The following is a 1,917-nucleotide window of genomic DNA, read 5'->3' on the forward strand; positions in this document are numbered from 1 at the left end:
ACGGGCGCGATCGTCGTGCGCTTGCTCGCCTCCCAGGTCTTCAAGCGAGTCCGGTGTAGCCAGCACATTCCTCGGTCGTCAGCTGTAACAAAATACTTCCGCTGGCAACCCTCAACGCAACAGTCTTTGAGCCTGTCTCGGCCCGCCTTACCTGCAAGATCGATTTGGAGGCGATGAGCCGATTTAGCTTCGGCCTCTTGCACTGTACGGGATTTACGCCAGCCGCAGAGGGTACAGCGAATTGTCTGCAAGGCATAGGCCTCAATGTTTTCAGTAAGGTCCTGCAGGTGACTCCTGCTGGCTCCACAATGAGGACAGTGCATGATCAGGCCCTCCCGCAGTCGGTTAATTCTTCCTTAGGATATTCAGAAATCATCTCATTATTCCTTCCATGCCAACCAACCCCAGACCGCCAGTCCCAGGTAGACCGCAAACAACACCGACTGTGCCCATTGCCCTAGCCCCAGATTAACCACCGCCAGGCCAAGGTTCGAGATCGCCCAGAAAACAAAGCCCCGTCGGTTCTTCCGCACATTCAGCACAGTCCCGATCAAGGCAACCGCAACCAGCAGCCAGGTCATTGACCCACCGCACAAGAAAGCTTATCGGATAACCCGAGTCCCGACCTCAAAAACTTCCAGCCCAGAAACTGTCAATAGCCGCCCTAAGCCCATCCTCCTGAAACACTCCACCCTCGCCCTCGGCGTTTTCCATCCACAATTTCCCGCCACGCAGCCGACGTATCTTGTAGTCTCCTATCCTTACCCCCTGCGCTGTAAATGGCTTAGGCGGTACACCTCCCACGCCCTGCTTCAAGGCCGAAAGCCTTCGAATCCCCTTGATAGACGTTACCGCCATATCAAACAGTTCATCGATTTATCCATGCCGGCCGCTCACATCCCGAACAACAACCGCCTCCCGGTATTCGTCAAACTCCCCAGCCACCGCATCAAAAACCCGATCCTCATCATAATCAGACCAGTCCCCATGGATCTGAATGCTCCTCCTGATCAGGTCCAAGACCTTTTCCAATAATGGCCGAAACTCGGCGAAATCGACTGCCACTTCGGGCTCTACGCACACAACCCTCTGGTTCATAACTATAAATTCCCCATAACTGAGACTGTAGCCTTACTTTTGGGCAACCATCCCAAGGGACACAGATGGTTGCCCGATAGCTCACGCGATGACTACGACCTCTTCCGGAACATTGTCTCGCAACCACTGCCGAATCCGCTGAATAGCCTCCAGCTGCCAGGCCCCACCGTCCGCTTCGAACAACGCGACAGCCGGTCGGCCAGTAGTCGTACCATTCCCGCTTTTAAGGCGAAAAACAAATCGGCCAGGAGGCTGCTCGATCTCGTTAAAGCTACGGTAAGGCGATAGCACAACCGGGTTCGGCACCAAGCACTGTTGTACTCGGCCGATACCGCTCTTCGCCGTCACCTGCTGCGACACACCATCATCCGCGTAGACCTGAATCAGGTCATCCGTGATCGTCCCCACTAGCTGCAGGATCTGCGCGGTCAATTCGTCCTGGACAAACTTCGCTTGCAGTTCGATGATAAACGTTTCGATGTCCATGTACTTACCGAAAGGAAAAACCGGCATCACATGTGAAACCTCCAAATACGGCATCCGTTGAACAAATGGCCCAGAAAGGCGAGAAAACACCTGAACCATCGTTGGACCCTCAATATGGATCAGTACCGTATCCAGGTCATGACCATCCGGATTTTCTCCCAGATAGTCCTTGATCCCGGTCAGAGTATTTAGGCCCACAGCCTGAGGTTCCGGCAGCAACACCGGCGAAATATGTTTGTCCGTATAGCTTCGTTCATCAAAAACCAGCGTTTGCACTCCGGCCAAGCTCAAAATCTTTTCAATTGCTTGTTTAATCACTTCGCACCTCCCGCT

General features: G+C 53.7%; 3 protein-coding genes. All 3 read right to left on the minus strand.

The annotated features are described in order from the left end of the window. Positions 1–380: 380 nt before the first annotated feature. The 3 genes from ABYA77_RS14815 to ABYA77_RS14825 all read right to left on the minus strand — a co-directional run bounded on the left by ABYA77_RS14815 (position 381) and on the right by ABYA77_RS14825 (position 1,902). Entirely contained in the window at positions 381–581 is a 201-nt protein-coding gene (locus ABYA77_RS14815; protein WP_372966731.1) for a nicotinamide mononucleotide transporter, read from the minus strand. Between the two features lie 295 nt (positions 582–876). Continuing rightward, positions 877–1,098, minus strand: a complete 222-nt coding sequence (locus ABYA77_RS14820) for a hypothetical protein (RefSeq protein ID WP_372966732.1) — start codon at positions 1,096–1,098, stop codon at positions 877–879. 81 nt (positions 1,099–1,179) lie between these two features. Then, a complete protein-coding gene (locus tag ABYA77_RS14825; protein WP_372966733.1) occupies positions 1,180–1,902 on the minus strand; it encodes a hypothetical protein in 723 nt (240 codons plus the stop codon). Between the last annotated feature and the right edge of the window lie 15 nt (positions 1,903–1,917).

The sequence above is a fragment of the Marinobacter sp. genome, assembly GCF_041595835.1.
GTDB lineage: Bacteria > Pseudomonadota > Gammaproteobacteria > Pseudomonadales > Oleiphilaceae > Marinobacter.

Excerpts from the sequence above, each read along its gene's own strand:
- ABYA77_RS14815 (WP_372966731.1), bottom strand. The coding sequence starts at position 581 with ATGACCTGGCTGCTGGTTGCGGTTGCCTTGATCGGGACTGTGCTGAAT.
- ABYA77_RS14820 (WP_372966732.1), bottom strand. The coding sequence starts at position 1,098 with ATGAACCAGAGGGTTGTGTGCGTAGAGCCCGAAGTGGCAGTCGATTTC.